At 70.8% G+C, this 25,341-nt stretch carries 22 protein-coding genes; 13 read left to right on the forward strand and 9 right to left on the reverse strand.

Going from position 1 to position 25,341, the window contains the following annotated elements:
* Nucleotides 1–103 precede the first annotated feature (103 nt).
* Both recQ and ACIBF8_RS30215 read right to left on the reverse strand, forming a co-directional pair.
* Nucleotides 104–1,945: a DNA helicase RecQ gene (gene recQ / locus ACIBF8_RS30210; protein ID WP_396787318.1), complete on the reverse strand. Its 1,842-nt coding sequence runs from the start codon at nt 1,943–1,945 to the stop codon at nt 104–106.
* A gap of 71 nt (nt 1,946–2,016) precedes the next feature.
* Nucleotides 2,017–2,361, reverse strand: a complete 345-nt coding sequence (locus ACIBF8_RS30215; protein WP_396787319.1) for a hypothetical protein — start codon at nt 2,359–2,361, stop codon at nt 2,017–2,019.
* A 252-nt stretch (nt 2,362–2,613) separates the two neighbouring features.
* Here ACIBF8_RS30215 and rapZ point away from each other — a divergent pair, with 252 nt between their 5' ends.
* The 8 genes from rapZ (at nt 2,614) to ACIBF8_RS30255 (ending at nt 9,819) form a co-directional block, all read left to right on the forward strand.
* The gene (gene rapZ, locus ACIBF8_RS30220; RefSeq protein WP_396787366.1) at nt 2,614–3,516 is read left to right on the forward strand and encodes an RNase adapter RapZ; all 903 of its coding nucleotides are present in this window, start codon (nt 2,614–2,616) and stop codon (nt 3,514–3,516) included.
* A complete protein-coding gene (locus tag ACIBF8_RS30225) occupies nt 3,513–4,685 on the forward strand; it encodes a 2-phospho-L-lactate transferase CofD family protein (protein WP_396787320.1) in 1,173 nt (390 codons plus the stop codon). The genes rapZ and ACIBF8_RS30225 overlap by 4 nt, the downstream gene beginning before the upstream one ends.
* Before the next feature lie 54 nt (nt 4,686–4,739).
* Nucleotides 4,740–5,720: a DNA-binding protein WhiA gene (gene whiA / locus ACIBF8_RS30230; protein WP_030337350.1), complete on the forward strand. Its 981-nt coding sequence runs from the start codon at nt 4,740–4,742 to the stop codon at nt 5,718–5,720.
* A gap of 267 nt (nt 5,721–5,987) precedes the next feature.
* Nucleotides 5,988–6,992: a type I glyceraldehyde-3-phosphate dehydrogenase gene (gap, locus tag ACIBF8_RS30235; protein WP_396787321.1), complete on the forward strand. Its 1,005-nt coding sequence runs from the start codon at nt 5,988–5,990 to the stop codon at nt 6,990–6,992.
* Complete coding sequence (locus ACIBF8_RS30240; protein ID WP_091403664.1) at nt 6,989–8,188, forward strand: phosphoglycerate kinase; 1,200 nt, start codon at nt 6,989–6,991, stop codon at nt 8,186–8,188. Before gap ends, ACIBF8_RS30240 begins: the two co-directional genes overlap by 4 nt.
* Nucleotides 8,189–8,980, forward strand: a complete 792-nt coding sequence (tpiA, locus tag ACIBF8_RS30245) for a triose-phosphate isomerase (RefSeq protein ID WP_396787322.1) — start codon at nt 8,189–8,191, stop codon at nt 8,978–8,980.
* 96 nt (nt 8,981–9,076) lie between these two features.
* The gene (gene secG / locus ACIBF8_RS30250) at nt 9,077–9,337 is read left to right on the forward strand and encodes a preprotein translocase subunit SecG (protein ID WP_396787367.1); all 261 of its coding nucleotides are present in this window, start codon (nt 9,077–9,079) and stop codon (nt 9,335–9,337) included.
* Between the two features lie 140 nt (nt 9,338–9,477).
* A complete protein-coding gene (locus ACIBF8_RS30255) occupies nt 9,478–9,819 on the forward strand; it encodes an RNA polymerase-binding protein RbpA (protein ID WP_396787323.1) in 342 nt (113 codons plus the stop codon).
* A gap of 13 nt (nt 9,820–9,832) precedes the next feature.
* Here the strand turns inward: ACIBF8_RS30255 and pgl are convergent, their stop codons facing one another.
* The 6 genes from pgl to tkt form a co-directional block, all read right to left on the reverse strand.
* Nucleotides 9,833–10,603: a 6-phosphogluconolactonase gene (gene pgl, locus ACIBF8_RS30260; RefSeq protein WP_396787324.1), complete on the reverse strand. Its 771-nt coding sequence runs from the start codon at nt 10,601–10,603 to the stop codon at nt 9,833–9,835.
* A 150-nt stretch (nt 10,604–10,753) separates the two neighbouring features.
* Nucleotides 10,754–11,770, reverse strand: a complete 1,017-nt coding sequence (locus ACIBF8_RS30265; protein ID WP_396787325.1) for a glucose-6-phosphate dehydrogenase assembly protein OpcA — start codon at nt 11,768–11,770, stop codon at nt 10,754–10,756.
* Nucleotides 11,767–13,281, reverse strand: coding sequence for a glucose-6-phosphate dehydrogenase (gene zwf / locus ACIBF8_RS30270; protein WP_396787326.1), 1,515 nt, complete (start codon nt 13,279–13,281; stop codon nt 11,767–11,769). Before zwf ends, ACIBF8_RS30265 begins: the two co-directional genes overlap by 4 nt.
* Nucleotides 13,282–13,380: 99 nt before the next feature.
* Nucleotides 13,381–15,030: a glucose-6-phosphate isomerase gene (locus ACIBF8_RS30275; protein ID WP_396787327.1), complete on the reverse strand. Its 1,650-nt coding sequence runs from the start codon at nt 15,028–15,030 to the stop codon at nt 13,381–13,383.
* Nucleotides 15,031–15,097: 67 nt separating this feature from the next.
* The gene (tal, locus tag ACIBF8_RS30280) at nt 15,098–16,273 is read right to left on the reverse strand and encodes a transaldolase (RefSeq protein WP_396787328.1); all 1,176 of its coding nucleotides are present in this window, start codon (nt 16,271–16,273) and stop codon (nt 15,098–15,100) included.
* Nucleotides 16,274–16,288: 15 nt separating this feature from the next.
* A complete protein-coding gene (gene tkt / locus ACIBF8_RS30285; RefSeq protein ID WP_396787329.1) occupies nt 16,289–18,427 on the reverse strand; it encodes a transketolase in 2,139 nt (712 codons plus the stop codon).
* A gap of 266 nt (nt 18,428–18,693) precedes the next feature.
* Here tkt and ACIBF8_RS30290 point away from each other — a divergent pair, with 266 nt between their 5' ends.
* The 3 genes from ACIBF8_RS30290 to ACIBF8_RS30300 all read left to right on the forward strand — a co-directional run bounded on the left by ACIBF8_RS30290 (nt 18,694) and on the right by ACIBF8_RS30300 (nt 21,228).
* Nucleotides 18,694–19,647 carry a heme o synthase gene (locus tag ACIBF8_RS30290; protein ID WP_396787330.1) on the forward strand — a complete coding sequence of 318 codons (954 nt, stop codon included), beginning with the start codon at nt 18,694–18,696 and terminating at the stop codon, nt 19,645–19,647.
* A gap of 310 nt (nt 19,648–19,957) precedes the next feature.
* Nucleotides 19,958–20,293, forward strand: coding sequence for a hypothetical protein (locus ACIBF8_RS30295; protein WP_030491570.1), 336 nt, complete (start codon nt 19,958–19,960; stop codon nt 20,291–20,293).
* A 14-nt stretch (nt 20,294–20,307) separates the two neighbouring features.
* On the forward strand, nt 20,308–21,228 hold the full coding sequence (locus ACIBF8_RS30300) for a RimK family alpha-L-glutamate ligase (RefSeq protein ID WP_396787331.1): 921 nt from the start codon (nt 20,308–20,310) through the stop codon (nt 21,226–21,228).
* Between the two features lie 812 nt (nt 21,229–22,040).
* Here the strand turns inward: ACIBF8_RS30300 and ACIBF8_RS30305 are convergent.
* The gene (locus tag ACIBF8_RS30305) at nt 22,041–23,006 is read right to left on the reverse strand and encodes a heme A synthase (protein WP_396787332.1); all 966 of its coding nucleotides are present in this window, start codon (nt 23,004–23,006) and stop codon (nt 22,041–22,043) included.
* 98 nt (nt 23,007–23,104) lie between these two features.
* Between ACIBF8_RS30305 and ACIBF8_RS30310 the strand changes: the two genes are divergently transcribed.
* Both ACIBF8_RS30310 and sufB read left to right on the forward strand, forming a co-directional pair.
* On the forward strand, nt 23,105–23,905 hold the full coding sequence (locus ACIBF8_RS30310; RefSeq protein ID WP_396787333.1) for a helix-turn-helix transcriptional regulator: 801 nt from the start codon (nt 23,105–23,107) through the stop codon (nt 23,903–23,905).
* Entirely contained in the window at nt 23,902–25,332 is a 1,431-nt protein-coding gene (gene sufB / locus ACIBF8_RS30315; RefSeq protein WP_030337321.1) for a Fe-S cluster assembly protein SufB, read from the forward strand. The genes ACIBF8_RS30310 and sufB overlap by 4 nt, the downstream gene beginning before the upstream one ends.
* Nucleotides 25,333–25,341: the final 9 nt, after the last annotated feature.

The following is a 25,341-nucleotide window of genomic DNA, read 5'->3' on the forward strand; positions in this document are numbered from 1 at the left end:
GACTGGATCGCCACCCGCGGCTACGCCACCAGCTGACCCCACAACCACCACCACACACCGAAGGGCCGGACCCCACCACGGGGCCCGGCCCTTCGGCATGTCCTCAGTCGGTCGCCAGGACGGCCAGGATCTGCTCGCCGTACTTGGCGAGTTTGTTCTCGCCGACTCCGCTGACCCGGGACAGGTCGGCCAGTGTGCGGGGCGCGTCGCTGGCGATCTGTCGCAGCGTCGCGTCGTGGAAGATCACGTACGCCGGAACGCCCTGTTCCTTGGCGGTGGCCGCGCGCCAGCCGCGCAGCCGCTCGAACAGCGATGCGGCGGCCGGGGTCAGCTCGGCCACGACGGTGGACGAGCCGCGCGGCTTCGATGAGCGGCTCGACGCCGGCTTCTCCGGCTCGCGGCGCAGGGTGACCGTACGGCGGCGAGCGAGGACGTCGGCGCTCGCCTCGGTCAGCGCCAGCGTGCCGTAGTCGCCTTCGACCGCGAGGAGCCCTTCGGCGAGCAGTTGCCGGACCACGCCCCGCCACTCCGCCTCACTCAGCTCGGTGCCGATGCCGAAGACGGTCAGTGAGTCGTGACCGTACTGACTGATCTTGTCGGTCTGCTTGCCGAGCAGGATGTCGATGCAGTGCCCGGCACCGAACCGCTGGTTGCGTTCGCGGTCGAGCCGAAAGACGGTGGACAGCAACTTCTGGGCGGCGACGGTGCCGTCCCAGGACTCCGGCGGGGTGAGGCAGGTGTCGCAGTTGCCGCAGGCGGTGGTCGTCGTCTCGCCGAAGTATTCGAGCAGTTGGACCCGCCGGCAGCGGACTGTCTCGCAGAGGGCGAGCATGGCGTCCAGGTGCGCGGCGAGGTTGCGGCGGTGGGCGAGGTCGCCGTCGGACGTCTCGATCATTTTGCGTTGCTGGACCACGTCCTGCAGCCCGTACGCCAGCCAGGCGGTGGACGGCAGGCCGTCGCGGCCGGCGCGACCGGTCTCCTGATAGTAGCCCTCGACGGACTTGGGCAGGTCGAGGTGGGCGACGAACCGGACGTCGGGCTTGTCGATGCCCATGCCGAAGGCGATGGTGGCCACCATGACCAGGCCGTCCTCGCGCAGGAAGCGTTGCTGGTTGGCGGCGCGGGTCGCCGCGTCCAACCCGGCGTGGTAGGGCAGGGCGGCGACGCCGTTGGCGGTGAGGAACTCCGCAGTCTTGTCGACCGAGGCCCGGGACAGGCAGTAGACGATGCCGGCGTCGCCGGGGTGCTCGTCGCGCAGCAGGGCCAGCAGCTGCTTGCGGGGCTCCCGCTTGGGCACGATCCGGTACTGGATGTTGGGCCGGTCGAAGCTGGCCACGAAGTGCCGGGCGTCGTCGAGCTTGAGCCGGGTCGCGATCTCGGTGCGGGTGGCACTGGTCGCGGTGGCGGTCAGGGCGATGCGGGGCACCTGCGGCCAGCGTTCGTGCAGCATCGACAGCGCGAGATAGTCGGGGCGGAAGTCGTGCCCCCACTGGGACACGCAGTGCGCCTCGTCGATCGCGAACAGGGAGATGCGCCCCCGGTCCAGCAGGGCGAGGGTGGACCGGACGCCGAGCGCTTCCGGGGCCAGGTAGAGCAGGTCCAGCTCGCCGGCGACGAAGGCTGCCTCCACTCGGCGCCGGGCGTCCAGGGTCTGGGTCGAGTTGAGGAACCCGGCGCGGACACCGACCGCGGTGAGGGCGTCCACCTGGTCCTGCATGAGCGCGATCAGCGGGGACACGACGACCGCGACCCCGTCGCGGACCAGGGCCGGGATCTGGTAGCACAGGGACTTGCCGCCACCGGTGGGCATCAACACCAGTGCGTCGCCGCCGGCGACCACATGGTCGATCACGTCCTGCTGGAAACCGCGGAAGGCGTCGTAGCCGAACACCCGGCGCAGCACCGGCAGCGCGTCCTCGGTACGCAGGTCGGTGGGAGAAGCCATCCGCGGAGTCTACGAGCCGACGCCGACAGCGCCCGCCCGGCGCACCCGAGCGGGCGCGCCGGGCGACGCGGTCAGCCGGGCTGGCTGGACCGGTTGGCCAGGCCGCGCGGTGGGGCCTTCATTCCGACCACGATGTCGACGATCTCGATGTAGCGGGCCTTGTTGCCCATGCGGAAGGCGGTGGCCGCCGCGTTGATCTCTTCCAGGGTGTCGGCTTCGACCATGGTGACCTGGTCGTACTTGCCGTTCACCCCGGTCGTCACAACGTGGGTGAGCTGCTTGGCGAAGCGGCCCAGGTCGCGGGCGTGTTCGGCGGAGATCTCGTGGATGCCCTCGCGGCCGAGGGCGAAATACTCGGGACTGATCCGCATGAATAGGAAACCGACGTACTTGTTCTTGTCCGCCAGGTCGTGCATCGCACCCTCCAGATGTCGGTCCTGACCTGCGACGATCACGTAGAGCGTATTGATAGCTACTGATCGTCATCAAGTCCGGGCGCTGTCGGGAGGGCGACCGTCGAGCGGTCCGTCGGCCTCGCCCGGCCACGGGTGCCCGGCCTCGCCCCGCTGGCGGGATAGAGTCGCTGATTGACCAATCGCGGCCGATGGCGGCCGCGGCGCCACGGCTTGGGGGTACGGGTGAGCGAGGCGCGCACAGCCGGTGACCGGATCGACGGCCCGGCTGCCGATGACGAGCAGCTGACGGCCGAGTCGGAGACCACCCTTGTGGTGGTGACCGGCCTCTCCGGTGGTGGCCGCAGCACGGTCGCCCGGGCGTTGGAGAACGTCGGTTACTACGTCGTCGACAATCTGCCGCAGGCACTGATGCTGGACATGGCCGAGCTGGCGTTCAAGGCGGGGGGCGCGGCTCGGCGTACCGCGATGGTGCTGGACGTCCGGTCCCGGGCCTTCTCCACCGATCTGGCCGGGGCGATCCGGGAGCTCAAGGAGCGCGGTTTCTCGCCCCGGGTGGTCTTCGTCGACGCGGACGACGAGGTGCTGATCCGGCGGTTCGAGAGCGTTCGCCGGTCGCACCCGTTGCAGGGCGACGGGCGGCTGGCCGACGGCATCGCGGTGGAGCGTGGCCTGCTGGAGGAGGCGCGCGACCAGGCGGACGTGATCATCGACACCAGCCACCTGAACGTCAACCAGCTCCGGCGGCGCATCGAGGAGCTGTTCGGCGGCGAGGACGCCCGCCGGCTGCGGGTCACCGTGCTGTCGTTCGGCTTCAAGTACGGCCTGCCGCCGGACGCCGATTTCGTGCTGGACGCCCGCTTCCTGCCCAATCCGTACTGGGTGCCGGAGCTGCGGGAGCACACCGGGCGGGAGGAGGCGGTCAGCGCGTACGTGCTGGGTCAGGAGGGCGCGGACGCCTTCGTCGCCTCGTACGCCGACCTGGTCAACGCCACCACGACCGGCTTCGAGCGGGAGGGCAAGCGGTACCTCACGGTGGCGGTGGGCTGCACCGGCGGCAAGCACCGCAGTGTGGCCATCGCCGAGGAGTTGGCCAGCCGGCTGCGCCACTCCGGGCTGGCGGCCAACGCCCAGCACCGCGACCTGGGGCGGGAATGACGGCCCGGCGGGTGGTGGCGTTCGGCGGCGGGCACGGGCTGTCCGCCTCGCTGCGCGCGCTGCGCCACTGCGCTCCCGAACTCGACCTCGACATCACGGCGGTGGTGACGGTCGGTGACGACGGTGGCTCCAGTGGTCGGCTGCGCGCCGAGCGCGGTGGCTTGCCCCCGGGGGACCTGCGCCAGGCGCTGGTGGCCTTGGCCGGGGACCACCCGGCCACCCGGCGCAGCGCGGGACTGTTCCAGCACCGCTTCGCCGCCCTGCCGGTGGGCGTACCCCGCCCCGGCGCGTCCGACCCCGGCGCGGCGGCGGGCGACGACCTGGACCGGGACGGCGCCGCCCCACGCGGCACCGACGGGGCGTCGACCGGGACCGACAGCACGTGGGCCGGGACCGACAAGACGTGGGCGGGGACCGACAAGACGTGGGCCGGGACCGACAACACGTCGGGTGGGGCCGACAACACGTCGGCCGGGAGCGACGGCCTGGCCGGGCACGCGGTGGGCAACCTGGTGCTCTGCGGCCTGATGGAGCTGCTCGGCGACCCGGTGGCGGCGCTGGAGCACGCCGGCGCGATGCTCGGCGCGGTCGGCCGGGTGCTGCCGATGTCCCGCCAACCGGTCGGCATCGAGGCGCGGGTACGCGGTGTCGACCCGGCCGCACCGGACGAGGTGCGGACGGTGAGCGGCCAGCACCAGGTGGCCGTCACCACCGGCCGGGTCGAGTCGCTGCGCCTCACCCCGGGCGCCCCACCGGCCTGCGCCGAGGCCATCGAGGCGATCCGGGCGGCCGATTGGTTGATCTTCGGCCCGGGCAGCTGGTACACCAGCGTGCTTCCGCACCTGCTGGTGCCGCAGTTGGCCGACGCGATCGTCTCCACCTCGGCCCGGCGCCTGGTCACGCTGAACCTCGCCGCGGAGAAGGAGACCCTCGGGCTCTCCGTCGCCGACCACCTCGCGGCCCTGCACTGGTACCTGCCCGAGCTCAAGGTGGATTTCGTGCTCGCCGATGCCAGGGCGGTGGGTGACCCCGAACCGGTCGAACGTGCGGCAGAATCGCTGGGTGCCCGCCTGGTCCTCGCCCCCGTCGCCGTTGTCGACGGGACTCCCCGCCATGATCCGGCTGCCCTGGGCGCCGCGCTGGTGCCTGTCCTGGGCGCCGATCGTTAGACACGTACGTAATCTCCGGCGACACGCCGGAACAGGTCCGTGAGGGGACGCACAATGGCGATGACGGCCGCGGTCAAGGACGAGCTGAGTCGGGTCGACGTGCCCAAACCCTGCTGCCGGCGGGCGGAGATGGCCGCGCTGCTGCGCTTCGCCGGCGGGCTGCACATCGTCTCCGGCCGGGTGGTGGTGGAGGCTGAACTGGACACCGGGGCGGTGGCCCGGCGGCTGCGCCGGGAGATCGCCGAGGTCTACGGCTATCCCAGCGAGATCCATGTGCTGGCCTCCGGTGGGCTGCGCAAGGGCAGCCACTTCATCGTGCGGGTGGTCAAGGACGGCGAGGCGCTCGCCCGGCAGACCGGCCTGCTCGACGTGCGGGGCCGCCCGGTGCGTGGGTTGCCCCCGCACGTGGTGGCGGCGAACGTCTGCTGCGCGGTCTCCGCGTGGCGGGGCGCGTTCATGGCACACGGCTCGCTCACCGAGCCCGGCCGCTCCAGCGCCTTGGAGATCACCTGCCCGGGGCCGGAGTCGGCGCTGGCACTGGTCGGCGCGGCCCGCCGCATCGGCATCACCGCCAAGAACCGCGAGGTACGCGGGGTGGACCGGGTGGTCGTCAAGGACGGTGACGCGATCGCCGCGCTGCTCACCCGGATCGGCGCGCACTCCAGCGTGCTGGCCTGGGAGGAGCGCCGGGTGCGCCGCGAGGTGCGGGCCACCGCGAACCGGCTCGCCAACTTCGACGACGCCAACCTGCGCCGTTCGGCGCGTGCGGCCGTCGCCGCCGCCGCCCGGGTCACCCGCGCGCTGGAGATCCTCGCCGACGAGGCGCCCAACCACCTGACCGACGCCGGGCGGCTGCGCCTGGAGCACCGGCAGGCGTCGCTGGAGGAGTTGGGTGCGTTGGCCGACCCTCCGCTGACCAAGGACGCCATCGCCGGTCGGATCCGCCGGCTCCTGGCGCTGGCCGACAAGCGGGCCCGGGACCTCGGCATCCCGGATACGGAAGCAGCCGTCACGCCCGACATGCTCGTGGTCTGATAGGACGGTGGGGCCGCACGGTGCGTCCGGGAGCACGACCCGGCGCAGCGTGGTCTCGCACGCTCGGATAAGGTCGCTGAGTACGGCAAGGGGGCCGACACCCGGCACTTCTCGTCGTGCCCACCGCCTCGGGCGGTCAGGTCCTCAGACCGCGCGGCGGGGTGGCCGAGATGAACCGTCGACGGCCGGCTCCAACGGTCGGCGCACACCATTCCCGCCGGCCCGTTGTCTGAAGCCGGCGGACCAGAACGCGAGGAGATGGGACCTGTGACCATCCGGGTTGGCATCAACGGCTTTGGCCGAATCGGCCGTAACTTCTTCCGGGCAGTGCTGGCGTCTGACGCCGACATCGAGGTCGTGGCGGTGAACGACCTGACCGACAACGGCACGCTCGCTCACCTGCTCAAGTACGACAGCATCCTCGGTCGCCTGCCCTACGAGGTCAAGGCCACCGCCGACGAGATCACCATCGGTGGCAAGACCATCAAGGCGTACGCCGAGAAGGACCCGTCGAAGCTGCCGTGGGGCGAGGTCGGCGCCGACGTCGTCATCGAGTCGACCGGTTTCTTCACCGACGCCACCAAGGCCAAGGCGCACGTCGACGGTGGGGCCAAGAAGGTCATCATCTCCGCCCCGGCGAAGAACGAGGACGTCACCGTCGTCATGGGTGTCAACCACGACACCTACGACCCGGCGAAGCACACCATCATCTCCAACGCCTCGTGCACCACCAACTGCCTCGCCCCGATGGCGAAGGTCCTGCACGACACGTTCGGCATCCAGCACGGTCTGATGACCACGATCCACGCGTACACCCAGGACCAGAACCTCCAGGACGCGCCGCACTCGGACCTGCGTCGGGCCCGCGCCGCCGCGCTGAACATCGTGCCGACCTCGACCGGTGCCGCCAAGGCGATCGGCCTGGTCCTGCCGGACCTCAAGGGCAAGCTCGACGGGTACGCCCTGCGGGTGCCGATCCCGACCGGTTCGGTCACCGACCTCACCGTCAACGTGGGTCGCGAGACCACCGTGGACGAGGTCAACGCCGCGCTGAAGGCCGCCGCGGACGGCCCGCTCAAGGGGATCCTGGTCTACAACGAGGACCCGATCGTCTCCACCGACATCGTGACCGACCCGGCGTCGTGCATCTTCGACGCGCCGCTGACCAAGGTCGTCGGCAACCAGGTCAAGGTCGTCGGCTGGTACGACAACGAGTGGGGCTACTCCAACCGCCTGGTCGACCTCGTCAAGCTGGTCGGTTCGTCGCTGTGAGCATCCGGACCCTCGACGACCTGCTCGCCGAGGGGGTGTCGGGTCGGCGCGTGCTGGTGCGCGCCGACCTGAACGTCCCGCTCGACAAGCAGACCGGCGCGATCACTGACGACGGGCGCATCCGCGCGGTGCTGCCGACCCTCGGCGCGCTGGTCGAGGCCGGCGCGAAGGTGGTCGTCTGCTCGCACCTGGGCCGCCCGAAGGGTGCCCCGGACCCGCAGTTCAGCCTCGGCCCGGTCGCCGGGCGGCTCGGCGAGCTGCTCGGCGCGCCGGTGCACTTCGCCACCGACACCGTCGGTGATTCCGCCCGCTCCACCGTCGCGGACCTGGCCGACGGCCAGGTCGCCCTTCTGGAGAACCTGCGCTTCAACGCCGGGGAGACCAGCAAGGACGAGGCCGAACGGGGTGCCTTCGCCGATCAGCTCGCCGCGTTCGGCGACGCGTACGTGGACGACGCGTTCGGTGCGGTGCACCGCAAGCACGCCAGCGTCTTCGACGTGCCGGCCCGGCTGCCGCACGTCGCGGGTCGGCTGGTGCTGCGTGAGGTCGAGGTCCTCTCGAAGCTCACCGGTGACCCCGAGCGCCCGTACGTGGTGGTGCTCGGTGGGTCGAAGGTGTCCGACAAGCTCGCCGTGATCGAGGCCCTGCTGCCCACGGTCGACCGGCTGCTCATCGGTGGCGGGATGTGCTTCACCTTCCTCAAGGCCCAGGGCCTGGAGGTGGGCACCTCGCTGCTGGAGAAGGACATGGTCGAGACCTGCCGCAACCTGCTGGAGCGGTCCGGTGGCAAGATCATGCTCCCGGTCGACGTGGTGGTCGCGGACGCGTTCGCCCCGGACGCCGCGCACGACACGGTGCGGGTCGACGGCATCCCGAGTCACCGGCTCGGCCTGGACGTCGGGCCGGAGACGGTGGCTGGCTTCAGCGCCGCGCTGTCCCAGGCGAAGACGATCTTCTGGAACGGCCCGATGGGCGTGTTCGAGATGCCGGCCTTCGCGGCGGGCACCCGGGGGATCGCCGAGGCGATCACCAAGGCCGACGCGTTCAGCGTCGTCGGCGGCGGTGACTCGGCGGCGGCGGTCCGCGCGTTGGGGCTGGACGAGTCGTCCTTCGGGCACATCTCCACCGGGGGCGGCGCCTCCCTGGAATACCTCGAGGGCAAGACCCTCCCCGGCATCGCGGCCCTGGAGAACTGAATGTCGAGCACCACCCGCCGGCCGTTGATGGCCGGCAACTGGAAGATGAACCTCAACCACCTCGAGGCCAACCTGCTGGTGCAGAAGCTGGCGGCGAGCCTCACCGAGAAGCAGCTCACCGACGTCGAGACGGTGGTGCTGCCGCCGTTCACCGATCTGCGGACCGTGCAGACCGCGGTGGACGGGGACAAGCTGCTCATCGGTTACGGCGGGCAGGACCTCTCCCCGCACGCGTCCGGCGCGTACACCGGGGACATCTCCGGGCCGCTGCTGGCCAAGCTCGGCTGCACGTACGTGGTGGTCGGGCACTCCGAGCGGCGGGCCTACCACAACGAGGACGACGCCCTGGTCAACGCCAAGGTCAAGGCGGCGCTGACGCACGGTCTGACGCCGATCCTCTGCGTGGGGGAGGGGCTGGACGTCCGTGAGCAGGGCACCCACGTGGCGCACTGCGCCGACCAGCTCGACGGGGGCCTCGCCGGGCTCACCCCCGAGCAGGTGCGGCAGGTCGTGATCGCGTACGAGCCGGTCTGGGCGATCGGCACGGGCAAGACGGCGACCCCGGAGGACGCTCAGGAGGTCTGCGGGGCGGTGCGTCAGCGGTTGGCGGAGCGCTTCGGCCAGGAGACCGCCGACCAGGTTCGGGTCCTCTACGGCGGCTCGGTCAAGGCGTCCAACATCGCCTCGATCATGGCCCAGCCGGACGTGGACGGGGGCCTGGTGGGGGGCGCCAGCCTGGACGCGGAGGAATTCGCTCAGATCTGCCGGTTCCCGGAGCACCTTGCTCGCTGATCGCTCGGTATCCTGGACACCGCCCGTCCGACGGTCGGTGCCGCCGTGCCCGATCAGACCGGGCGAGGATCGCTACGAGAGGAACTGACCCCAGCCATGCCGATCTGGTTCGCATACACGTTGATCGTGTTGCTGGTCATCACGAGCATTCTGCTCACCATGCTGATCCTGCTGCACCGCGGCAAGGGCGGTGGTCTGTCGAGCATGTTCGGCGGTGGCGTCAGCTCCAGCCTTGCCGGCTCCTCGGTGGCGGAGAAAAACCTGGACCGTTACACCGTTCTGGTGAGCATCGTCTGGTTCGCCGCCATCGTCGGGCTCGGGCTCTGGCTGCGCCTCCAAATGAACAGCGGCGCCTGAGCAGGCTCAGTAAGTCGTACAATCTGCGCGCGGTTCGTCACCCGACGGGCCGCGCGCAGGCTTTTCTCCGCTGCACCGCGTCGCCCGCCGCTGCACCCCCGAAGACGGCGGGTCCCCTCCGACGACAGGAGCAAGCAGCCGTGCCGAGTGGCAACGTTATCCGGGGAGCCCGAGTCGGGTCCGCACCCATGCGACCGGACGAGCGGCACCAACCCGCTCCCCGCCAGGACGTCACCTACTGGTGCCGTAACGACCATCGGATCGACATCCGGATCGCCGCGAACGTCGAGCCGCCTCCCCAGTGGGACTGCCCCCGCTGCGGCCTGCCCGCCGGTCGGGACGCCCAGAACCCGCCGGGCCGGGTCCGCGCCGAGCCGTACAAGAGCCACCTGGCGTACGTGAAGGAGCGGCGCACCGCCGAGGAGGGCGAGGCCCTGCTGAACGAGGCGCTCGCCGCTCTGCGTCGCCGACGCGGCGAGTAGCTGGCTCCGCGCTCTAACGGAGGCTGCGCAGCCTCGCGGGTACGTCGGCTGCCGCCGCCCGGTCCAGCAGCCAGCGGGTGCGGTCCACGCCGCGCACTCCGGCCGCCGGCAACTGCACCGGCCCGGCACCGGCCAATGCCATCCCCACCGCGTGAGCCTTGTCGGCGCCGCCGGCCACCAGCCAGACCTCTTCGGCGGTGTTGATCGCCGGCAGGGTGAGGGTGGTCCGCACCGGTGGCGGCTTGGGGCTGCCCCGCACCGCGCTGACCGGCCGGGTCTCGTAGCTCACCGGGTGCTCGGGGAAGACCGAGGCCACGTGGCCGTCCTCGCCGACGCCCAGCATCAGCACGTCGAAGTGCGGCAGTGTGGCGTGCCCGGGCCGGGCGGCGCGCGCCAACTCCTGCGCGTACGCCGCAGCCGCCGCCTCGGGGTCGTTGCCGGCCGGGCCGTCGGAGGCCGGCATGGCGTGCACCCGGGCCGGGTCGAGCGGCACCACGTCCAGCAACGCGGCACGGGCCTGGGTCTCGTTGCGGTCCGGATCACCGGCGGGCAGGAACCGTTCGTCACCCCACCACACGTCGACCCGGGACCAGTCCACCGCGTCCCGGGCCGGCAGCGTCGCCACCGCCCGGTATACGGCCGCGGCGATCCGGCCTCCGGTGAGCACCACCGAGGCTTCACCCCGGTCGGCCTGGGCGTCGAGCAGCTTCACCAGCAACCGGGCCGCCACGGCCTGCGCCAGCAGGTCGGCGTCGGCGTGGACGGCGACACTCGCCTCACTCATGGGTTGCGCCTTCGTTTCCTGACCGCGCGGCGGTCGCTGTCGCGTCGTGCCCGGGCCGGTGGGCCCGAGGTGGTGGGGCGGAAACCCCGGAGGTACCGGGGCAGGGCCGGTGTGCACCGGCCCTGCCCGACGTCGTGCGCCGGCGCGGGCTCAGCCCTGGCCGCTCGTGCCGCTGTGCGCGGTGACCCCGGCCTCGGCGCGCCGCGCGGTGGCCGGATCCTTCCAGACGTGTACCCGCTGCGCGGGGCGCTGCTCCAGGCCGCGCAGGCCGACCGTCGCGCCCAGCGCCTCCGCGTACACCTGGTCGGCGTCGAGACGGCGCAGCTCCTCGGCCAGCTCGTCACCGAGCGGGCGGCGGACCAGCGGCAGGGCCCGGTCGTCCTGGCCGGTACGCCGGAACACGGCCATGCTGTCCTCGCGGGTCAGCGTCAGCTGGTCGCCGTTGGCGCAGCTGAGCTGCACCTCCCGCATCCGGGGGAACTCGTTGCTGTCCACCCGGTGCGGGGTGATGCCGAGCCGGCTGGAGAGCCAACCGGCCATCAGCACCGCAGTCGGGTCGGTGGGCGGCGCGACGATGGTCGCCTCGGTGACCTGGGCGCTGGTGGTGTCGAACGCCCCGGCGACCAGGGTGCGCCACGGGGTGATCCGGGCCCACGCCAGGTCGGTGTCGCCGGGCGCGTAGTCCCGGGCGCGCTGCCGCAGCGCCTCCACCGGGTCGGCGGCCTGCGCGCAGTCGGTGATCCTCCGGTCGGCCACCACGCCGAGGAAGTCGGTGGCGATCTCCGCCGGCGGCTCGCCGTGCCACCAGGTGACCACCGGTACGTCGGGAACGAGCAGCGGCATCACGACCGACTCGGCGTGCAGGGCCAGCCGGCCGTACATCCGGGTGACCACCGCCTCGCACGGGCCGAGCCGCCCACCGACCACGATCTCCGCGTCCAGTCGGTTGCGGTCCCGTTCGATCTCCGAGCGCACCACCACGACCAGCCGGCACGGGTGCGCGGCGGCGGCGATGGTCGCCGCGGCCTCCGCCTCCCGGACCCGCTTCTCGTCGACGACCACGATGAGGGTGAGCGCCATCCCGCTGGCCACTCCGCCGGCGCTGCGCCGCTCGGCGGCGAGTGCCTTGACCACCTCGTTGCCAGTGGTGTCCCACAGCCCGATCATGCTCGTCTCCAAGCGCGGCCCTCGCGGGCCAGCATCTCGTCGGAGGCCCGAGGGCCCCACTCGCCGGCTCGGTACGGCTCCGGCGTGGTGCCCGCCCAGGCGTGCTCCAGCGGGTCGATCACCTGCCAGCTCTGCTCGACCTCGGCCGCATCCGGGAACAGGGTGCGGTCACCGATCAGCACGTCCAGCACCAGCCGCTCGTACGCCTCAGGGCTGGACTCGGTGAACGCCTCGCCGTACTGGAAGTCCATCGCGATGTCGCGGACCTCCATCGTGGTGCCCGGCACCTTCGAGCCGAACTTGAGCACCACGCCCTCGTCCGGCTGCACCCGGATGACCAGCTGGTTGTTGCCCAGCGACTCCATGTCGGCGTCGTTGAACGGCAGGTGCGGCGCCTTCTTGAACATGATGGCGACCTCGGTGACCCGCCGGGGCAGTCGCTTGCCGGCCCGGATGTAGAACGGCACCTCCGCCCAGCGGCGGTTCTGGATGCCCAGCCGCACCGCCACGTACGTCTCGGTGGTGGAGTCGCTGGGGACGTCCCGCTCCTCCAGGTAACCGACCGCGCGTTCGCCGCCGACCCAGCCGGGCAGGTACTGGCCGCGGACGGTGTCCCGCGCGACGTCCTTGGGCAGGGTGATGGCCTTGAGCACCTTCAGCTTCTCGGCCCGGATCTCGTCGGCGTCGAAGCTGGTCGGCTCCTCCATCGCCACCAGGGCGAGGAGCTGGAGGAGGTGGTTCTGCAGCACGTCACGGGCGGTGCCGACGGTGTCGTAGAAGCCGGCGCGGGTGCCGATGCCGACGTCCTCGGCCATGGTGATCTGCACCGAGTCGACGTACTTGGAGTTCCACAGCGGCTCGAACAGGTTGTTGGCGAACCGCAGGGCGAGGATGTTCTGAACCGTCTCCTTGCCCAGGTAGTGGTCGATCCGGAAGACGTCCTGCCGGGTGAACACGTCGTCGACGAGGTCGTTGAGCGCCTTCGCCGAGGGCAGGTCGTTGCCGAACGGCTTCTCCACCACGACCCGACGCCAACCGCCGGACTTGTCGTTGTCGGCCATGCCGGTGCGGGCCAGCTGCTTGAGCACGACCGGGAACGCCGCCGGCGGGATGGAGAAGTAGAAGGCCGCGTTGCCGGCGATGCCGTGGGTCTGACGCAGGTCGTCCAGCGTCGCCGCGAGCTGGTCGAAGGCGGCGTCGTCGTCGAACGAACCGCCGACGAACTTGATGTTGCCGGCCAGCCGCGCCCACACCTCGTCCCGCCATGGGGTGCGGGCGTGCTTGCGAGCAGCCTCGCAGGCCAACGTCTCGAAGTCGCCGTCACCCCAGTCGCGGCGCGCGAAACCGAGCACCACGAAGCCGGGCGGCAGCAGCCCCCGGTTGGCCAGGTCGTAGACCGCGGGGAGCAGCTTCTTGCGGGCCAGGTCGCCGGTCACCCCGAAGATCACCAGAGCGCAGGGCTCTGGGATCCGGGGCAACCGGCGGTCCTGCGGGTCGCGCAGCGGGTTCACCGAGCCATCTTCGGTTCGCGACTGCGGGGCTCGCAAACCCGGCTCACTCCTCGCGCTCACGGCGCCCCCTCGCTTCCGCTTCAGTCACGTCGTCCATCCTCACGCCCGCAGATCACCGGCCGCGTCCAGTAGTTGGGCGACACCGGCGGCCCGGTCGGTCAGGTGCAACCGCAGCACCGGCCGCTCCCGACCGGCGAGGGCCTGCCGGTCGCCGGCGGCCTGCGCCGCCTGCAGCTCACCGAAGGTGTACGGCTTGCCCGGCACCGCCAGGTCCTCGGTGACCGCGCCGGTCACCTGGAGGTAGCTGCCCACCTGCGGGCCGCCCTTGTGGTACTGACCCGTCGAGTGCAGGAAGCGGGGGCCCCAACCGAAGGTGACCGGTCGCCCGCCGGCCTGGGCCAGCAACGGCCGCAGCCGGGCCGCGTCGGCGTCGGCGAACCGGTCGAGGTACGCCATCACCGCGAGGTAACCGTCGTCGCCCAGCCCGTCGAGCAGCCAGCGCAGCACGCCGGCCAGGTCCCCCGGAGCGCCCTGCGGGGCGTACACCTCGATCGCGCCCTCGGTGAACGACGGCGTCTCCGCCGGCAGGCCCGAGGCCAGGATCTTGTTGGTGTTCTCCTTGGACTCGGTGACGTTCGGCTGGTTGAACGGGTCGATACCGAGCACCACTCCGGCCACCGCGGTGGCGTACTCCCAGGCCAGGAACTGCGCGCCCAGCGGGCCGTTGACGGCCACGTCCGGGTTGGCGCCGCCGCCCGGCATGTCACCGGGGGCCAACGCGCCGCCGTAGCTGACCGTCAGCACGTCCGCGCCGGTGGCGCCGGGGCTCTGCGGGGACTCCACGACCACCGGGAGGATGCCCACCCCGGCCTTGCCGGTCGACTCGGCGATCAACTGCTCGGCCCAGTCGCCGAGCCCGTCGATGCCGGTGCCGTCGGAGACCAGGGCGACCTTGTCGCGGGCCAACGTGGCCGCCGCGCCCAGGGCGGCGCCCAGCGCCAGCGCCGGGTTGTTCTGATCCGCGCCGAGCGACGTGGCCAGCGCGTCGGCCTGGTCGAGCAGCTCCGCGACCTCGACTCCGGCCAGCGCCGAGGGCACCAGGCCGAACGCGGTCAGCGCCGAGTACCGGCCGCCGACGTTCGGGTCGGCGAGCACCGTGAACGCGCCCATCTCGGCCGCGGTGGCCTCCAGCGGCGAACCCGGGTCGGTGACGATGACGAAGTGCCGGCCGGCCTCCGCCTCGGTCATCCCGGCGTCCAGGAACGCCTGCCAGTAGGCACGGCGGTGGCTGTCGGTCTCCACCGTCGACCCGGACTTGCTGGCCACCACCACGACGGTGCGCTCCAGCCGGTCGCCGAGGGCCGCCCGGACCTGGCCCGGGTCGGTGGTGTCCAGCACGGTCAGCGGACGACCCAGCGTCTGGGTGATCACCTCGGGCGCGAGCGACGAGCCGCCCATGCCGGCGAGCACCACGTGATCCAGGTCGGCCAGCTCCGCGGTCAGCTCGGCCAGCTGCACCAGCAGCTCACGGCTGCGCCGGTGGGTGTCCACCCAGCCCAGCCGGATCTTCGCCTCGGCCTCGGCGTCCGGACCCCACAGGCTCGCGTCCTTGCCCGCCAGCTTGCCCGGGACACCGGCCTTGACCAGCGCGTCCCGGGTCGAGGCTGGCGCGGACTTGTCGACGGCGTCCGCGCCGTACACGGCGAGCCCGGCGGCTGCCTCCACCGGCCCGTCAAGAAGGTCGCTCATGCCGTCACTCCGCTTCGCTGCGTGTCGTCACGAGGCACCATCGCACTGCGCTTGCTGATTCGCTCGCTCATGCCCCACCGGCCTTCTCGGCGGCCTTGGCGTTGCTCTTGGCCGCCTTGTTCGGCGAGCCCTTGCCGGTGCCGGCCGCCGCCAGCGACTTGCTGACGCCGTCAAGCAGCTCCTGCCAGCTCGCCTCGAACTTCTCCACACCCTCGCGCTCCAGGGTGGCGATCACGTCGGCCATGTCCACCCCGACCGACTCCAGATCCGCGAAGACCTTCCGGGCCGCGTCGTAGGCGCCGGTGACGGTGTCGCCGCGCGTCTCACCGTGATCGGCGTACGCGTGGATGACCGACTCCGGCATGGTGTTGACCGTGCCGGGGGCGATCAGCTCCTCGACGTAGATGACGTCCCGGTAGTCCGGGTTCTTCGTCGAGGTGGAGGCCCACAGCGGCCGCTGCGGGTGCGCTCCGGCGGCCTCGAGCGCCTTCCAGCGGTCGGAGGCGAACACCTCCGTGTAGCGCTCGTACGCCAGCTGGGCGTTGGCGATGGCGGCCTTTCCCTTGAGGGCCTTGGCCTGATCGGAGCCGACCTTCTCGAGCCGCTTGTCGACCTCGCTGTCGACCCGGGAGACGAAGAACGACGCCACGGAGCCGATCTTCGACAGGTCGTGCCCGTTGGCCTTGGCCTGCTCCAGACCGGTCAGGAACGCCTCCATGACCGCCGAGTATCGGTCCAGACCGAAGATCAGGGTCACGTTGACACTGATCCCCTCGGCGAGGGTGTCGGTGATCGCCGACAGACCCTCCTCGGTGGCCGGGATCTTGATGAAGAGGTTGGGCCGGTCGACCAGCCACCACAGCGCCTTGGCCTCGGCGACGGTCTTGTCCGCGTCGTGCGCGCTGCGCGGGTCCACCTCGATCGAGACCCGGCCGTCGACACCGGCGCTGCCGTCGTACGACGGGCGCATCACGTCGCAGGCCCACCGCACGTCGTACGTGGTGAGCATCCGCACGGCCTCTTCCACGTCCACCCCACGGGTGGCGAGGTCGCGCAGCTGCCAGTTGTACTCGTCGGCGTCGCTCAGCGCCTTGGCGAAGATCGTCGGGTTGGTGGTGACACCGGCCACGTGCTTTTCGCGGCGCAGCTGGTCCAGCCCGCCGGAGCTCAACCGCACCCGGGAAAGATCGTCGAGCCAGACCGCCACACCAGCGGCGGCGAGCTCATTCAGCTTGTCCGTCATGCCATCCACGCTCCCTCAGTTTCCGGTCGTGAAACCGGTGATGTCGCCCACCCGGGCCAGCGAGGCGTGCGCCGCCGCCACGATCCGGTCGGGGGTGAACCCGAACTGCTCGAAGAGCACGGTGTGCGGGGCGCTCGCTCCGTAGTGCTCCAGGCTGACGCTCTCGCCGAAATCACCGACGACGCCGCGCCAGGACATCGCGATGCCCGCCTCCACGCTCACCCGTGCCTTTACCCCGCGCGGGAGCACCGACTCCCGGTACGCCTCATCCTGCTCGTAGAACCACTCCTGGCAGGGCATCGAGACCACCCGGGTCGGGGTGCCGTCGGCCTCCAGCCGCTCCCGGGCGGTCAGGCAGAGCTGCACCTCGGAACCGGTGCCGACGATGATCACCTGAGGCTTGCCGTTGGACGCCTCGGCCAGCACGTAGCCGCCCTTGGCCACGCCGTCCGCGCTGCCCAGGACGTCGCGGTCCAGAGTCGGCAGCGGCTGACGGCTCAGCGCCAGCGCGGTGGGCCGGTCGGTGTGCTCGAGCGCCTGCCGCCAGGCCCAGGCCGTCTCGTTGGCGTCCGCCGGCCGGACCACGTCCAGGCCCGGGATGGCGCGCAGCGCGGTCAGGTGCTCCACCGGCTGGTGGGTCGGGCCGTCCTCGCCGAGACCGATCGAGTCGTGCGTCCACACGTAGGTCACCGGCAGCTTCATCAACGCGGCCAGCCGCACCGACGGACGCATGTAGTCGCTGAACACGAGGAACGTGCCGCCGTACGGGCGGGTACCGCCGTGCAGGGCGATGCCGTTGAGGATCGCGCCCATGGCGTGCTCGCGGATGCCGAAGTGCAGCGTGCGGCCGTACTCGTGACCGGGGAAGTCCTTGGTGGCGTGCGCGGCCGGAATGAACGACGGCTCGCCCTTCATGGTGGTGTTGTTGCTCTCGGCCAGGTCGGCCGAGCCGCCCCACAGCTCCGGGAGCACCGGCGCGAGCGCCTCCAGCACCTTGCCGGAGGCGGCCCGGGTGGCCACACCCTTGGCGTCCGCGGGGAACACCGGCAGCGCGTCGGCCCAGCCATCGGGGAGTACACGGCCAGCCAACCGCTCGTAGAGCGCGGTGCGCTCCGGGTTGGCCTTCTTCCAGGCGTCGAACGCGGCGGTCCACTCCTGCTCGGCCTGGTCGCCGCGGTTCATCACCGTGCGGGCGTGGGCGAGCACGTCCTCGTCGACCTGGAAGGTCTGCTCCGGGTCGAAGCCGAGGATCCGCTTGGTGGCCTTCACCTCGTCGGCGCCGAGCGCCGAGCCGTGGATCTTGCCGGTGTTCTGCTTGTTGGGCGCGGGCCAGCCGATGATGGTGCGCAGCGCGATGAAGGAGGGACGACCGGTGTCCGCCTTGGCGGCCAGCAGCGCCGCGTACAGCGCCTCGACGTTCTCCTGGTAGTCGCCCTGGTCGGCGTCGCCGCTGCGCCAGTCGACGGTCTGCACGTGCCAGCCGTACGCCTCGTAGCGGGCGGCCACGTCCTCGCTCTTGGCGATGCGGGTGTCGTCCTCGATGGAGATCTCGTTGTCGTCGTAGATCACCGTGAGGTTGCCCAGCTGCTGGTGCCCGGCGAGGGCGCTGGCCTCGTGGCTGATGCCCTCCTCGATGTCGCCGTCGGAGACGATGCACCAGATGTCGTGGTCGAAGACCGACGCGCCGGGCTCGGCCTCGGGGTCGAACAGGCCGCGCTCGCGGCGGGCCGCCATGGCCATGCCGACCGCGTTGCCCAGACCCTGCCCGAGCGGGCCGGTGGTGGTCTCCACGCCCGGCGTGTGCCCGTGCTCCGGGTGCCCCGGCGTCTGCGAGCCCCACTGCCGCAACGACTTCAGGTCGTCCAGGCTCAGCGGGTAGCCGGACAGGAACAGCTGGATGTAGAGCGTCAGGCTGGAGTGCCCGGCGGAGAGGACGAACCGGTCGCGGCCGGGCCAGTTCGGGTCGGCCGGGTTGTGCCGCATGACGCGGTTGAAGAGGAGGTACGCCGCGGGCGCGAGGCTCATCGCGGTGCCCGGGTGGCCGTTGCCGGATTTCTCTACGGCGTCCATGGCCAGCACGCGGACGGTGTCTACGGCCCGGCGATCGAGGTCGGACCAGTTCAGTGCGGAGTGCTCGGGTCGTTTAACAGCCACGATGGTTGTGCTCCTCGGCAGATGGGCGGAACCCTCACCGATGACCTTATCGAGCGTCCCTAAACGTGCGCCCAGGGATCTCTGCATGGTGTGCGCTACGTGACCACCCGGATGCTCTGTTCAACCCGGTGGTGTGACGGCCCGCACCGTTGTCGGGTCGGCCGGGCAGCCAAAACGACGACGCGTAGTGTGTGGGGCGGTATGTGGGCCCACGCGGTCCCGGCCGATCCGATCTCCCCGTGCCCGATGCCGGAAGGTGGCAATCCGTGAGCATGATCACCGAGCGCCCCGCGAGCAACCCGGCCGGGCAACGTCCGGCGCGGGCGGCCGAGGGCACGGTGGCCCGGCGGGACGTACGCGGGATCATCTCGGCGTACGTGGCGCTCACCAAGCCGCGGATCGTCGAGTTGCTGCTGGTCACGACCATTCCGGCGATGATGCTCGCCGAGGGCGGGCTGCCGTCGCTGTGGTTGATGGCCGTCGTGCTGATCGGCGGCTCGCTCGCCGCCGGTGCGGCCAGCGTGCTCAACTGCTACATCGACCGTGACATCGACCAGCTGATGCGGCGTACCAAGCGTCGGCCGCTACCGGCGCACACCGTGTCGCCGCGGAGCGCACTGATCTTCGGCCTGGTGCTGGCGGTGGTGTCGGTGGCGCTGATGGCGGCGTTCACCAATCTGCTGGCCGCCGGGCTGACCCTCGCCGCGATCGCCTACTACGACCTCGTCTACACCCTGTGGCTCAAGCGCTCCACCTCGGCGAACACCTTCTGGGGCGGCGCCTGCGGGGCGGCCCCGGTGCTGATCGGGTGGGCGGCGGTGACCGGCTCGCTGGCCCCGGCCGCGTGGGGGCTCTTCGCGGTGGTCTTCTTCTGGCAGATGCCGCACTTCTACCCGCTCGCCATGAAGTACAAGGACGACTACGCCCGGGCCGGCATTCCGATGCTGCCGGTGGTGGCCTCGATCCGCCGGGTGAACGCCGAGATCCTGATCTTCGCGTGGCTCACGGTGCTCACGTCCCTGGCCGTCTGGCCGCTGGGGCTCAGCGCGATCTACGGGGTGCCGACCCTGGTGGTGGGTGCCATCTTCGTGGTCGAGGCGCACAAGCTGTGCCGGCGCGCCACGCGCGGCGAGGCGGTCAAGCCGATGCGGCTGTTCCACTGGTCGACGACGTACCTCACGATCGTCTTCGTGGCCGTCGCGCTCGACGCGTTGATCTGACCCGTTCCCTTCCCGTTCCCGCTTCTTGGCCTCCGGTGCGGTCGTTCTGGCCGTCGGGGATCTGCCGACTAATCACGGACGTGGATGAGTTGTCCGGGTTTAACGTCACATCAGAGTAACTTTCGGCATGAGTCGCATCGGCTCAAGTCAAGGCCGTTGCGGGGTAATTTGCCAACGCGGTTTGAGCGCATAAGTCCGGATATAAACGGACAGCAAACCTGTGGTCATCCTTAAACCTGTAGGTAATTGGCATCACAAAAGCTTCATGGTTCTCGCCCGACGGGGTGCAACTCTGCTTAGGCTTCGCGTCATGGCAGATGGTTCCGATACGACGCTGACGGCCGAGCAGACCGCCGGCGAGCAGGCGCCCCACGGCCTGGTCGCGGGCCTCAAGGCGTTCGCCGCCGGGCACGGCGGCGCGAAGGCGGTCATCGAGTACGTCGGCAAGCGGGGCGCGCGAATCGTGCTGGTGGGTTCCGACGGTGAGTGGGGCGACCAGTTCGCCGACGACACCGTCACCGCCCGGGAGGCGTGCGCCAAGGCGGGAGTCACCGTCGAGAACGCCTGGGAGCGCGAACTGATGGACCAGATGCGTCCGAGCAACGACCTGTGGCGGTCGATGGCCCGGCGCACGATGGCCCGCTGAAATAGACAGCTGAATTGACCACTCACCACCAGTCGACCCGGGGGAAACCCCGGGTCGCTCTCGTCACCTGTGCCGACCTGGTCGACCTCGACCCGGACGATCGGCTGGTCCTCGCCCCGCTCGCCGCCCGTGACGTCGCCGTCGCCACCGTGGTCTGGGACGACCCCGACGTCGACTGGGCCTCCTACGACCTGGTCGTGCTCCGCTCACCCTGGGACTACGCGCTCCGCCGTGACGAGTTCGTGGCCTGGGCGGCCACCGTTCCGGCGCTGGTCAACCCGGCCGACGTGGTCCGTTGGAACACCGACAAGCGGTACCTCGCCGAGCTGAGCGCCGCCGGGGTGCCAACCGTGCCGACGTCGTGGATCGCGTCGGGGGAGAGCTGGCAACTGCCCGCCGAGACCGGCGAGTACGTGCTCAAGCCCGCGGTCAGCGCGGGCAGCCAGGACACCGGCCGGTACGACCTCGCCGACCCGGAGCACCGCGACTTGGCCGTCGCGCACGTCCGCCGGCTCTCCGCGGCCGGCCGGGTGACCATGGTCCAGCCGTACCTTCGCGCCGTGGACACCGAGGGCGAGACGGCACTGCTCTTCCTGGCCGGCCCGGACGGGCTCGCGTTCAGCCACGCGATCCGCAAGGGTCCGATGCTGACCGGGCCGGACCTCGGCCCGGACGGGCTCTACAAGGCCGAAGAGATCACCGCCCGCGCCGCCCGACCCGAACAACTGGCGGTGGCCGAGCAGACCCTCGCGATGGTGCCCGGCGGCACCCGACAGCTCCTCTACGCCCGAGTCGACCTCATCCCCGGCCCGAACGGCGAGCCGGTCCTGGTCGAGCTGGAGCTGACCGAACCGTCGCTCTTCATCGGGTACGCGGACGGCGCCCCCGACCGCCTCGCCACCGCGATCACCACCCACCTGGCCCGCACCGCCTGACTCCCCGGCCCAGCGCTACGCGGCCGTTCGCGACTGTCGTGCCCCGCAGCGCGACTGTCGTTCCACCGCAATGTCGCTGCGGCGCCGCCGCCCTGCGCCGTCGCGCGGTGCCGCCAAGTTCCGCGCAACTTCGGTGAAGTTGTGTCTCAGCACGCCAGGACCCAGCACTTTTCCCGAAGCTGCGCGGATCTTGCGCCCGTGGGGAACGCCCGCGCCGGCAAGATCGCGCAAGTTCCTGGTTGTCAACACCGTTGCGTTAGCGATCGGTTGCTGGGCGCAAGGGCACGGTGAACCCAGGTCCGTCACTCCAGAAACGCCCCGCCCGCGCCGATCTTGCAGTTTCGGTGGCCGATATCTGCGGAATACCCTCTTATGTCGCGACAGTAAACGCAAGATCGCGGAGGAGGGGCAGCCTGCCCTCGTCGGTGATGGAGTTACGGTGCCTGGTTGGCTCGATGCGGGCACTTTGCCACCCACCACAACTCCATGATTGACGGGACGGTAACGCAACGGTGTTGTCCTGGTTGTAGTGGTATCGGCGCGTTGGTGAGGCCATTACATCCTGGTTCGAGCATGACCGTGGCGGCGGTGAGTGCCCCACACCCCGCTCGTGGTTCTCCTGGGGGCGGTGTTCGTCGTCAAGATCCGCGCACTATCAGGGATGTTGCTGTCTCTGGCGTGTCGGAGGCGAGCAACATCCGGGAAGTTGCGTGGATCTTGGGCGCGGGGCGCGGGGCGCGGGGCGCGGGGCGCGGGGCGCGGGGCGCGGGGCGCGGGGCGCGGGGCGCGGGGCGCGGGGCGCGGGGCGCGGGTTAGGCGGTGACCGGGACCGGGGTGGCGGCGTCGGTCGGGGTGGCCGTAGGTGCCGGCGTGACCGGGTGGCGTTCCCGGGTCGACCACTGCACCGCCAGGGTGGCCAGCAGCACCAGGCAGGAGCCGAGCATGTGCGCGCCGACCAGGAGAGCCGGCACGTGGGTGAAGTACTGCACGAAGCCGATCACGCCCTGACCCAGCTCCACGGCGACCAGGATGATCGCGGCGCGGGTGGCCCGCTGCGCACCGACGGCGCGGAACGCGAAGATGAGCGCCACCGAGAGACCGACCAGGAGGAAGACCGCGTCGGCGTGCACCTGGGAGATCGACTCCGGGTCCAGGCCGTTGCGGGCGGCGCCGTGGTCGCCGGCGTGCGGGCCGCTGCCGGTGACCCAGGTGCCGATGACCAGCACGGCGATGCTGACGCCGGTGGTGATCCGGGCCAGCGCGCGCAGCGGTGCGGGCACCACGGTCACCGCCGGGCCGTCGGGGTCGCCGATGCGCCGCCAGAGGGCGTACGCGGCGGCGATCACCGCCATCGAGGCGAGGAAGTGCAGGCCGACCACCCAGGGGTTGAGGTTGGTCAGCACGGTGATGCCACCGACCACCGCCTGGGCGGGAATGCCCAGGAACACCGCGACGGCCAGCGCGAGGAGCCCGGGCCGACGCGGCCGGTGGGCCAGTACGGCCAGCACGGTGGCCAGCGCGATGAGGCCCACCGCGAAGGTCAGCATCCGGTTGCCGAACTCGATCACCCCGTACACGCCCATCTCGGGGGTGGTGACGTACGAATCGTCGGTGCACCGGGGCCAGGTGGGGCAGCCGAGGCCCGACGCGGTCAACCGGACGGCCCCGCCGGTGACGACGATGCCCACGTTCGCGATGATCGAGGCGAGCGCGAGGCGGCGCAGCAGGGTGCCGGAGACCGGACGGACGATTCGGTTCACGGCGCAAATCCTACGCACCGTAGTGATCGAGCTTCGTCCGACTCCGTCGGCTCGGTGGTTCGGATCACCGGGGCCCGGGTTTGCGACCCTCCGGGTAATTACGTAACGTTGGCGTTGTGAAAAACGCGGCGGCGCTCTCCGGGCACCAGTCGGCGGCCGTCCCGGCCGTCGGTGCGTCCGCGTCCGCGCCCGTCGTGGCCACCCCGGCCGCCCTTGCCGGCGCGGCGGCGGCCGAGATCTCCACCCGGGATCGGGTCACCCAGTTGCTGCTGGAGCAGGGTGCGACCACCGCCGCTCAGCTTGGCGCGGCCCTCGGGCTCAGCCCGGCGGCGATCCGTCGGCACCTGGACGCGATGCTCGCGGACGGTGACGTCTACGCCCGCGAGCAGACCGTGCAGGGCAGCCGTGGTCGGGGTCGCCCGGCCAAGGTGTTCCTGCTGACCGAGGCCGCTCGGGTCCGCTGTGGCACACACCACTACGACAACATGGCCACCGCCGCGTTGCGCTGGATCGCCCGCAGTGGCGGCTCGGGCGCGGTCGAGGCGTTCGCCACCGAGCAGGTGTCCGCCCTCGAGTCCCGTTGTCGGACGGCCATGGAGGACGCCGGCGACGACCCTCTAGCCCGAGCCGAGGCACTCGCCGCCGCGCTCACGGCCGAGGGTTACGCTGCCAACGCGTCCACGATCGCCTCCGGCGGCCAGCTCTGTCAGCACCACTGCCCGGTGGCGCACGTGGCCGCCGAGTTTCCCCAGCTGTGCGAGGCCGAGACTGCGGTTATCTCCCGCCTGGTCGGCACCCACGTGCAGCGTCTGGCCACCATCGCGCACGGCGACGGGGTGTGCACCACGCACATCCCGGCCCAGCCGGGCCGCGCTCAATCCGGTAATCCCGTCACCACTGTGAGGACAGATAGATGACCGAGCAGATCGTCCAGCCCCTGACCCAGGAAGAGCAGCTCGCCGCCCTGGGCCGGTACGAGTACGGCTGGTCCGACCCGGACGCCGCCGGGGCGGTCGCCCAGCGCGGCATCAACGAGGCGGTGGTGCGGGACATCTCGGCCAAGAAGAACGAGCCGGAGTGGATGCTCGACCTGCGGCTGAAGGGCCTGCGGCTGTTCGGCCGTAAGCCGATGCCGGCCTGGGGCGCGGACCTCACCGGGATCGACTTCGACAACATCAAGTACTTCGTGCGGTCCACCGAGAAGCAGGCCACCAGCTGGGAGGACCTGCCCGAGGACATCAAGAACACCTACGACCGGCTGGGCATCCCGGAGGCGGAGAAGCAGCGGCTGGTCGCCGGTGTCGCGGCGCAGTACGAGTCGGAGGTCGTCTACCACAAGATCCGTGAGGACCTTGAGGAGCAGGGCGTCCTCTTCCTCGACACCGACACGGCGCTGCGCGAGCACGAGGACGTCTTCAAGGAGTACTTCGGCACGGTGATCCCGGTCGGCGACAACAAGTTCGCCGCCCTGAACACCTCCGTGTGGTCCGGTGGTTCGTTCATCTACGTGCCGAAGGGCGTGCACGTGGAGATCCCGCTGCAGGCGTACTTCCGGATCAACACGGAGAACATGGGCCAGTTCGAGCGGACGTTGATCATCGTCGACGAGGGTGCGTACGTGCACTACGTCGAGGGTTGCACCGCGCCGCTCTACTCCTCCGACTCGCTGCACAGCGCGGTCGTGGAGATCATCGTCAAGAAGAACGCGCGCTGCCGCTACACGACCATCCAGAACTGGTCGAACAACGTCTACAACCTGGTGACCAAGCGCGCCGTCTGCCACGAGGGCGCGACCATGGAGTGGGTTGACGGCAACATCGGCTCCAAGGTGACCATGAAGTACCCGGCGGTCTACATGACCGGTGAGCACGCCAAGGGTGAGGTCCTCTCGGTGGCGATGGCCGGCGAGGGTCAGCACCAGGACGCCGGCGCCAAGATGGTGCACGCCGCGCCGCACACCTCCTCGACCATCGTGTCGAAGTCGATCGCCCGGGGCGGCGGCCGCACCTCGTACCGGGGCCTGGTGCAGGTGCTGGAGGGTTCGCACCACAGCCGGAGCACGGTCAAGTGCGACGCGCTGCTGGTCGACACCATCTCCCGCTCGGACACCTACCCGTACGTCGACATCCGTGAGGACGACGTGTCGATGGGGCACGAGGCGACCGTCTCCAAGATCAGCGACGACCAGCTCTTCTACCTGATGAGCCGGGGCCTGAGCGAGGACGAGGCGATGGCCATGATCGTGCGCGGCTTCATCGAGCCGATCGCCAAGGAGCTCCCGATGGAGTACGCGCTGGAGCTCAACCGCCTGATCGAGCTTCAGATGGAGGGTGCGGTCGGCTGACGCCGCCGC

Source organism: Micromonospora sp. NPDC050276 (assembly GCF_044459545.1).
Lineage (GTDB): Bacteria > Actinomycetota > Actinomycetes > Mycobacteriales > Micromonosporaceae > Micromonospora.

Excerpts from the sequence above, each read along its gene's own strand:
- recQ (WP_396787318.1), bottom strand. The coding sequence starts at position 1,945 with ATGGCTTCTCCCACCGACCTGCGTACCGAGGACGCGCTGCCGGTGCTG.
- ACIBF8_RS30215 (WP_396787319.1), bottom strand. The coding sequence starts at position 2,361 with ATGCACGACCTGGCGGACAAGAACAAGTACGTCGGTTTCCTATTCATG.
- ACIBF8_RS30225 (WP_396787320.1), top strand. The coding sequence starts at position 3,513 with ATGACGGCCCGGCGGGTGGTGGCGTTCGGCGGCGGGCACGGGCTGTCC.
- whiA (WP_030337350.1), top strand. The coding sequence starts at position 4,740 with ATGGCGATGACGGCCGCGGTCAAGGACGAGCTGAGTCGGGTCGACGTG.
- tpiA (WP_396787322.1), top strand. The coding sequence starts at position 8,189 with ATGTCGAGCACCACCCGCCGGCCGTTGATGGCCGGCAACTGGAAGATG.
- secG (WP_396787367.1), top strand. The coding sequence starts at position 9,077 with ATGCCGATCTGGTTCGCATACACGTTGATCGTGTTGCTGGTCATCACG.
- pgl (WP_396787324.1), bottom strand. The coding sequence starts at position 10,603 with ATGAGTGAGGCGAGTGTCGCCGTCCACGCCGACGCCGACCTGCTGGCG.
- ACIBF8_RS30265 (WP_396787325.1), bottom strand. The coding sequence starts at position 11,770 with ATGATCGGGCTGTGGGACACCACTGGCAACGAGGTGGTCAAGGCACTC.
- ACIBF8_RS30275 (WP_396787327.1), bottom strand. The coding sequence starts at position 15,030 with ATGAGCGACCTTCTTGACGGGCCGGTGGAGGCAGCCGCCGGGCTCGCC.
- tal (WP_396787328.1), bottom strand. The coding sequence starts at position 16,273 with ATGACGGACAAGCTGAATGAGCTCGCCGCCGCTGGTGTGGCGGTCTGG.
- ACIBF8_RS30295 (WP_030491570.1), top strand. The coding sequence starts at position 19,958 with ATGGCAGATGGTTCCGATACGACGCTGACGGCCGAGCAGACCGCCGGC.
- sufB (WP_030337321.1), top strand. The coding sequence starts at position 23,902 with ATGACCGAGCAGATCGTCCAGCCCCTGACCCAGGAAGAGCAGCTCGCC.